This is a genomic window from Roseicyclus amphidinii (assembly GCF_030163755.1).
Lineage (GTDB): Bacteria > Pseudomonadota > Alphaproteobacteria > Rhodobacterales > Rhodobacteraceae > Roseicyclus > Roseicyclus amphidinii.
The window spans coordinates 1-7,876 of sequence record NZ_JASJOE010000098.1 but is presented as its reverse complement, the minus strand read 5'-3'; the positions used below and the strand labels follow the sequence as shown (position 1 = coordinate 7,876).

Below are 7,876 nucleotides of genomic sequence, written 5' to 3'. Positions count from 1 at the left end.
GATCACACAGCCCATGACGGATACCATACATCCGTCACACGGCAATTGGCGCGGGGTGGAGCAGCCCGGTAGCTCGTCAGGCTCATAACCTGAAGGTCACAGGTTCAAATCCTGTCCCCGCAACCAAACCCCTTAAGAAACGATATCAATTTCAGTGCCTTGGCGATTGGCGGGACATCGCCGTTCATTCGTCCAAAGCAATATCAACGACTTAGCCCCGTAGGTGCAAATCACCCCGCAATCAATTGCGACGGCGTGGAGTAGCCTTCAATCGGCGTCGTTCTGGTGATGAAGGGTGCGAATTCAGTTATGATTTAGGTGGTTATCAAGCGCCGCTTGCTGCGCGTGCTCAAGTTTGAATGTGTGATTTCGGATGATTTCATGGCATTGGCGGATGTCAGGCGCGCCGACTGCCAAGCGAAGAGTGACCGTGCCCGCCTTCAGCGCAGCGTAAGCTCGCGCTCGATCTCGGTCCGCATTTGTGCAACCGCGCTTTCCAGGACGGCAATGAAGGCGCGGGCCGGAAGGGATTGTGTGGCATAGCCCGGCGTCAGGATCGACACGCTGTTCGAGATGCGTGGGCTGAAGCGGCGTATGACAAGCCGGGAGTCTTCGGGCGCCTGCAACAGGTGGCTGTAGGCGGTGATCATGTCGCTCACCATCACGCAGACCCCGGCGGCGACGAATTGCAGGCCCGGCAGGAAGGTGCGCAATTCCAGCCGCTTGTTGAAACGCGCGCCCGCGTCGCGGAAGGCGGCCTCGGTCTGGATCGCGGTCCGGTGCTGGTCGAAGAGCACGGCCATGGGACGTCCGTCGAGATCGGCCGGGGTGATTTCGCCGCGCCCCGCGAGCGGATCATCGGGTGGCAGCACGCAGACGCATTCCAGGTCGTAGTCGACCTGCCGGATCGAAGCGCGGGGGCAGGGCGTTTCGGAAAACCCGACGTCGAACTGCTGCGAGGCGATCAGGTCCTCGATCACGTCCGAGGAGCGCATGATGAAGGAGACCTCGAGGTCGTCCTTGCCCTCGAGGAACCGGGTCAGCAGCCGGGGCAGGAACACGCTCGAGGCCGCCGGATGGCTGGCGATCTTGAGCTTGCCCGATTGCAACGCGCTGACACGATCCATCGCGCGTTCCGTGCGTTCCACGCGCGCGAGGATCTCTTCGCATTCCTCGAGGAAAAACTGTGCCTCGGGCGTCGGGATCAGCTTGCCGCGGGATCGCAGGAACAGGCGCAATCCAAGCTGGTCTTCGAGCGTCTGGATCATGGTCGAGACAGCGGGCTGCGTGCGCCCCATGGCGCGGGCCGCCTCGGTGATCGAGCCCGAGCGCATGACCTCGCGGAACGTCATCATTTGCCGAAAAGACAGGTTCATGCATCAAGCATAAAGCAAATTTATGAAGTAAGAAATATAATCAAATTGAGTTTATGCCTCGGTTTTGTGGATGGTGACAGACACCCGGCACGGAGTCGGGGCGGGGGGAGTGCATGGACAAATTCGCCAAATACCTGCTGACGACGCTGATCTGCATCGTGGCCCTCGGCCAATTCGTGCAGGTCATCACGCGCTATGTCCTGCAGGTGCCCGTGATGGGGCTGGAAGAGACGATGCTCTACCCGACGCTGTGGCTGTACATCCTCGGGTCGGTCAACGCCTCGCGCGAGAACACGCATATCCGTGCCAACGTTCTCGAGATCTTCATCAAGACCGACCGTGGTCACAGGTTCCTGGCCATCGTCGGCGAGGTGATCAGCCTGACCGTAGGCCTCTGGCTGCTGTCCTGGGCCTGGGACTACACCGAATATGCGTGGCGCACCTGGCGCGAGAGCCCGACCCTCTACATCCCGACCTTCTATTCCGACATCGCGCTGCTGGTCGGGCTGGCGCTGATGATGGTCTACACGGCCTGGCACCTCGTCCAGCATGTCCGCAGCCTGCGCACGGGGGAACCGGCATGATCGAGATCGCACTCATCGCCATCGCCGTGCTGGTGATCACGCTGACCCTGGGCGTGCCCTTGCCCTACTGTTTCGGCGCGGCGCTGATGGTGATGTATTTCATCGGTGACGTGACCATGCGGGGCATGATGCTCTGGGGGTTCCAGCAACTGGGCAACCCGGTGCTGCTGGCCATTCCGCTCTTCGTGCTGGCGGGCACGATCATGTCGGAAAGCGGCATTGCGGCCTCGCTCCTGCGCTTCGTCAATGCCTTCATCGGCCATGTGCGCGGGGGGCTGGGCGTCGTGGCCGCCGTCTCCTGCGCGGTGATCGGGGCGATTTCCGGCTCGGGCCTGACCGGTATCGCCGCGATCGGTCCGCTGCTGATCCCCGAGATGGAGAAACGCGGCTACCCGCGCGAATACGCGACCGCGCTGATCGCCAATTCCTCGATCCTGGGCCTGCTGATCCCGCCCTCGGTGACGATGATCGTCTATGGCTGGGTCACCGATACCTCGATCCTGGCCTGTTTCCTGGCGACGCTGGGGCCGGGCCTGCTGATCATGACCTCTTTCTCGGTCATCAACCTGTTCATGTCGCGCCGGTTCAACCTGGTGCTCGACGACAAGCCGACGCCGGCCGAGCTGACGCGCGAGGTGACGCGGAGGGGCTGGCATGCCTTTCCCGCGCTCCTGATGCCGATCATCATCCTGGGCGGCATCTACGGCGGCGTGATGACCCCCACCGAGGCCGCGGCCGTCGCGGTGATTTATTCGGTCCCGGTCGGATTCCTCATCTACAAGGGTCTGAAGCTGCCCAACTTTCTCGAGGCGGGCAAGGAGGCGGCGACCGCGGTGGGCGCGATCATGATGATGATCCTGTTCTCCATGATCCTCAGCCAGATGTTCACCTACGAGCGCATCCCCCAGCAGCTGGTCGAGGGCATCTTCTCGATCACCGAGAACCGCGTTCTGCTGCTGATCCTGATCAATATCCTGCTGTTCCTCGTCGGCATGGTCGTCAACGACGTGACGGCGATCATCCTGATCGCGCCGCTGCTGTTGCCTCTGATGACCGCGATCGGCGTAAGCCCGGTGCAATTCGCCGCGATCATGGGCGTCAACACCGCCATGGGAGGCGTCACGCCGCCCTATGCCTCGATCCTCTATCTCGGTGCGCGCATCGGCAAGGTGAAGGTGACCAAGGTCATCCCGCCCGCGATGAAACTGATCCTGTTCGGCTACGTGCCGGTGGTGTTCCTCACCTCGCTCTGGCCCGACCTGTCGCTCTTCCTGCCGCGCCTCTTCGGTTATGACGTGACCCCCTGATCCATCCCTCAACAGCAATCAACACGGAGGAAACCCTGACCATGAAATACATGATGCTTGCCACCGCGGCGGCGGCGCTGATGGCGCTGACCCCCATCGCCCAGGCGCAAGAGCTGCGCATGAGCCATGTCCGTCCGCAGGACGCCACCATCGACGTGGAGCTGCGCGCCTTCGCCGAGGCGGTGACCGAGGCGACCGGCGGCGACGTGACGATCGAACTGTTCCCGGCCTCGGCGCTCGGCGACTACACCACCGTGCAGGAGCGCATCAGCTTCGGCGCCATCGACATGGCGACCCAGCCCGCCGCCACCGCCGCCGACCGGCGGATGCAGATCAGCTCGTTCCCCTATCTCGCCGGGAACTGGGACCAGGCCCGCGCGGTCTATGGCCCTGGCGGCGTCGTGCGCGAGGTCGTGGGCGGGCTCTACGCCGAACAGAACATCACCATGCTCGCGGCCTACCCGGTCTATTTCGGGGGCATCGCGCTCAACACCGAGGCGATCAGCCCCGGCGACCCGTCGGTCGAGAACGGCATCAAGGTGCGCGTGCCCGGCATCCGGTCCTTCCAGCTGACCGCCGAAGCGCTCGGCTACATCCCGTCGCCGATCCCCTTCTCCGAGGCCTTCACCGCCGTGCAGACCGGCGTCGTGGACGGCGTGATCGGCTCGGGTGCCGAGGGCTACTATGCCTCGTTCCGTGACGTGACGCAGACCTACATCCCCGCCAACACCCATTTCGAGGTCTGGTACATGATCATCTCGACCGAGGTGTTCGAGGGTCTGGACGCCGAGGACCAGGACGCCCTGCGCGCCGCCGCCGAGGCCTTCGAAGCGACCCGCTGGGACGTGGCCGAGGCCGATCAGGGCCGCAACGAGCAGCGCCTTGTCGAAGAGCTGGGCACCACGCTGGTGGAACTCGGCGACGCCGAACTGGCCGCCATGTCCGAGGCCGTGCGCGCCGAGGTCTGGCCGCAGATCCTGGAAGACATCGGGGCCGAATGGGGCCAGTCGATCCTCGACCAGGTGGCCGCCGCCGGCAACTGAGCCATCCCTGGGGCAGGGCGGCCCGCGCCGCCTTGCCCTTTTTCCTCATCTCACCTTCGGGACAGATCCATGGACACCGATTATGCCATCATCGGAGGCGGGGTCGTCGGCCTCTCGGTCGCCTGGGGCCTGCTGTCGCGCGGCCGGACGGTGACCGTTCTCGATGGCGATGACGGGTCGTTCCGGGCGAGCCGGGGCAATTTCGGCCTTGTCTGGGTGCAGTCCAAGGGCATGAACCAGCCGCGCTATGCCCGCTGGTCGCAGCGCTCCGCCGCGATCTGGGCCGGGTTCGCCGAGGAACTGGCGGCCAACACCGGGCAGGCGGTGCCGCTGGAACAGAAGGGCGGCTATGACCTGCATTTCTCGGAAGAAACGCTGCACGCCACCGTCGAGAAATACGAGACGCTCAAGGCGCAGCTGGACGGCGACTACCCGTTCGAGGTTCTGGGCCACAACGCGCTGCGCAAGGAAGAGCCGCATATCGGCCCCAAGGTGGTGGGCGCGATCCTGCATCACCAGGACGGGCACGCGAACCCGTTGAAGCTGCTGCAGGCGCTGGCCGCCGATGTGCGCCGGATGGGAGGGCGGGTGCTGACCGGCAAGACCGTGACCGCCGTGACGAAGCCCGACGCGTTCCGCATCACCTGTGCCGACGGCACCACCCTGGGCGCGGGCCGCGTGATCCTGTCGGCCGGTCTGGGGGCGGCGCAGCTTGGCCCCTCGATGGGCTTCAAGGCCCCGATCCGCCCGCAGCGCGGGCAGGTCCTGATCACCGAGAAACTGCCGAAGCTGATCAACCGCCCTTCGCTCATCGCCCGGCAGGTCGACGAGGGCGGCATCCAGATCGGTGCCACCAACGAAGAGGTGGGCCATGACGACCGGGTGACGCAGCCGGGCCTCTCGGGGCTCGCGGCCGAGGCGATCGCCGCCTATCCCGCGCTCGCCCGCGCGCAGCTTGTGCGCAGCTGGGGCGCGCTCCGGGTGCTCTCGCCGGATGGTCTGCCGATCTACCAGGAAAGCGCCGAGATGCCGGGCGCTTTCCTTGTCACCTGCCATAGCGGCATCACCCTTGCCGCCGCCCATGCGCGCCTCTTGCCCGACTGGCTGGAAGGGACCGAGGCCGCCCCCGATCTGGAGGTCTTCAGTGAATCCCGCTTTGCCGTTTCTTGAGCTCGAGGCCGCCCCGCGCGTGCCCGTCATCTTCGACGGCACGGCGCTGGAGTTGCCCGAGGGGGCGAACCTCGCCGCCGCGTTGCTGGCCGCGGGCGTCGGCGTGTTTCGGCAAACGCCGGTCTCCGGTGCGCCGCGGGCGCCCTTCTGCATGATGGGGGCCTGTTTCGACTGCCTGGTCGAGATCGACGGCGTCGTGCGCCAGGCGTGCATGGTCGAGGTTACGGTCGGGCTCGAGATACGTAAGCCGCATGGAGGCGATCTTGGACCGGTTTGACCTCGCCATCATCGGGGCCGGCCCCGCCGGCATGGCCGCCGCGCGCGAAGCGGCGGATCATGGGTTGCGCGTGGTGTTGCTCGACGAACAGGCGCGGGCGGGCGGCCAGATCTACCGGGACGTGGACCGGGTGACGGGCCTGCGCGGCGACATCCTCGGGGCCGACTACACCGACGGCGCGCGCCTGACCGCGCGGCTGCGGGCCGAGGGTGTCCGCCACATCATCGGCGCCGTGGTCTGGGCGATCGAGGAAGGTTTTCGCCTCTCCTACACGCGCGAGGGCCGCGGCGCGCAGCTGGCCGCCGACCGCGTGCTGCTGGCCACGGGCGCGCTGGAACGGCCCATGCCGCTGCCGGGCTGGACCCTGCCGGGTGTCATGACGGCGGGGGCAGGGCAGATCCTGCTCAAGCAATCGGGGCTTCTGGCCCGCCGTGCGGTGCTGGTGGGGTCTGGGCCGCTTCTCTACCTGATCGCGGCGCAGATGGTGCGGGCGGGCGTGCCGCCGTTGGCCATGGTCGAAACACAGACAAGGGCCGACATGGCCCGCGCCATGCGCCATCTGGGCGGCGCGGTGCGGGGATGGTCCTACCTGGCCAAGGGGATCGGGCTTCTGGCCGAGATCACCCGCGCCCGCGTGCCCCGCTACCGCGCCGCGACCGGCATCGCGATCGACGGCGAAGGCCGGGCCGAGGCTGTCCGGTTCACCAGCCGGGGCAGGGCACAGCGCATCGCCTGCGACACAGTCTTGCTGCATCACGGCGTGGTGCCGAACACGCAGGCCGCCCGGTCGCTGGGCGTGACGCATCGCTGGCGCGCCGACCAGGCCTGTTTCGCGCCGGTGCTCGATACCTGGGGCGGCGCCGATGTGCCGGGCGTCTTTATCGCGGGCGACGGAGGCGGCATCGGCGGGGCGAAGGCCGCCGAACACGCCGGGCGCCTCGCGGCCCTGCGCATCGCCGAATGCGCGGGCCGGCTGACCGAGGCCGACCGCGACCGCCGCGCCGTCCCCCTGCGCAGCGCGCTCTCCCGCGAATTGGCCGCGCGCCCCTTCCTCGATACGGCCTATCCGCCCGTTGCCGAGGCCCTGTCGCCTGCCGATGCGACGATTATCTGCCGCTGCGAAGAGGTCGCCGCAGGCACGATCCGCGGCCACGCGAAGTTGGGATGCCTCGGGCCGAACCAGGCCAAGGCCTTCGGCCGTGCCGGCATGGGGCCTTGCCAAGGGCGCTATTGCGGCCTGACCGTCACGGCCCTGCTGGCCGAGGCCAACGGACGCAGCCCGGACGAGACCGGGTATTACCGCATCCGCCCGCCGCTGAAGCCGGTGACCCTTGGCGAACTGGCCGCGATGGAGGATACCGCCCCGGACAGCGCGGAACAGGAGAGAGCGACATGATCGAACGGATCGATACGGGCCAACGCATGAGCAAGATCGTCAAGCACAATGGCGTGGCCTATCTCTGCGGGCAGGTCGGCGACGGCGCGACCGTGGCCGAGCAGACCCGTGATTGCCTTGGCCGGGTCGAGGCGCTTCTGGAAAAGGCCGGATCCTCGCCCGAGCGGATGCTCCAGGCGATCATCTGGCTGGCCGACATGGCCGATTTCGCCGAGATGAACGCGGTCTGGGATGCCTGGGTGCCCGAAGGCCACGCGCCCGCCCGCGCTTGCGGCGAGGCGAAACTGGCTCGGCCTGACCTCAAGGTCGAGATCATTGTCACAGCGGCTTGTTAGGCGTTTCCTGCAAGCGAAACCGGCTTGCGCCGGTGGCCCTGCAAGGGCGCTGGCTTCTCCTGCATCTCCCGGGAGAAATGCCAACCTGGCAATTTCGTGTTCGGCGAGTGGCGCTATTCCATGATACGGGCCCGCAAGATCCTGGACCAGCCGGTCGGCGATTGCCGGTTGGTCATGATGTTCGTTGCTTGCTGGAAGGACATCCACGCCGACGGATTCCGGCCGCTGCTATTTGACCTTGCAGCCGATGGCGACGACTTCGGTCACGTCCGTCAAGCTGGTGTAATTTCCCTGATGGCCTGAGGGCATGATCAGGCGGCTTTCGTGTTTATGCTGAGAATGGGGTCGATCTCCTCGGTGTCGATCTGAGCGAAGGCTTCGACCATCA

Annotated in this window: 9 protein-coding genes and 1 tRNA gene; 9 read left to right on the top strand and 1 reads right to left on the bottom strand. The window is 66.2% G+C overall.

Annotated features, from left to right (window positions below; translation table 11 throughout):
- Positions 1-49 precede the first annotated feature (49 nt).
- Positions 50-126 (top strand) — tRNA-Met (locus tag QQK83_RS18195).
- Between the two features lie 314 nt (positions 127-440).
- On the opposite strand, the gene QQK83_RS18190 is transcribed toward QQK83_RS18195, so the two are convergent.
- Complete coding sequence (locus tag QQK83_RS18190) at positions 441-1,355, bottom strand: LysR family transcriptional regulator (RefSeq protein ID WP_284266710.1); 915 nt, start codon at positions 1,353-1,355, stop codon at positions 441-443.
- A gap of 134 nt (positions 1,356-1,489) precedes the next feature.
- Between QQK83_RS18190 and QQK83_RS18185 the strand changes: the two genes are divergently transcribed.
- The 8 genes from QQK83_RS18185 to QQK83_RS18150 all read left to right on the top strand — a co-directional run bounded on the left by QQK83_RS18185 (position 1,490) and on the right by QQK83_RS18150 (position 7,791).
- Positions 1,490-1,960, top strand: a complete 471-nt coding sequence (locus QQK83_RS18185) for a TRAP transporter small permease (RefSeq protein WP_284266708.1) — start codon at positions 1,490-1,492, stop codon at positions 1,958-1,960.
- On the top strand, positions 1,957-3,267 hold the full coding sequence (locus tag QQK83_RS18180; RefSeq protein ID WP_284266706.1) for a TRAP transporter large permease: 1,311 nt from the start codon (positions 1,957-1,959) through the stop codon (positions 3,265-3,267). Before QQK83_RS18185 ends, QQK83_RS18180 begins: the two co-directional genes overlap by 4 nt.
- A 41-nt stretch (positions 3,268-3,308) precedes the next feature.
- The gene (dctP, locus tag QQK83_RS18175) at positions 3,309-4,310 is read left to right on the top strand and encodes a TRAP transporter substrate-binding protein DctP (RefSeq protein WP_284266704.1); all 1,002 of its coding nucleotides are present in this window, start codon (positions 3,309-3,311) and stop codon (positions 4,308-4,310) included.
- 69 nt (positions 4,311-4,379) lie between these two features.
- The gene (locus tag QQK83_RS18170; RefSeq protein WP_284266702.1) at positions 4,380-5,480 is read left to right on the top strand and encodes an NAD(P)/FAD-dependent oxidoreductase; all 1,101 of its coding nucleotides are present in this window, start codon (positions 4,380-4,382) and stop codon (positions 5,478-5,480) included.
- On the top strand, positions 5,467-5,757 hold the full coding sequence (locus tag QQK83_RS18165; protein ID WP_284266700.1) for a (2Fe-2S)-binding protein: 291 nt from the start codon (positions 5,467-5,469) through the stop codon (positions 5,755-5,757). The genes QQK83_RS18170 and QQK83_RS18165 overlap by 14 nt, the downstream gene beginning before the upstream one ends.
- Entirely contained in the window at positions 5,744-7,153 is a 1,410-nt protein-coding gene (locus QQK83_RS18160; protein WP_284266698.1) for an NAD(P)/FAD-dependent oxidoreductase, read from the top strand. The genes QQK83_RS18165 and QQK83_RS18160 overlap by 14 nt, the downstream gene beginning before the upstream one ends.
- Positions 7,150-7,488 carry a RidA family protein gene (locus tag QQK83_RS18155; RefSeq protein WP_284266697.1) on the top strand — a complete coding sequence of 113 codons (339 nt, stop codon included), beginning with the start codon at positions 7,150-7,152 and terminating at the stop codon, positions 7,486-7,488. The genes QQK83_RS18160 and QQK83_RS18155 overlap by 4 nt, the downstream gene beginning before the upstream one ends.
- Before the next feature lie 96 nt (positions 7,489-7,584).
- Complete coding sequence (locus tag QQK83_RS18150; protein ID WP_284266695.1) at positions 7,585-7,791, top strand: hypothetical protein; 207 nt, start codon at positions 7,585-7,587, stop codon at positions 7,789-7,791.
- Positions 7,792-7,876: the final 85 nt, after the last annotated feature.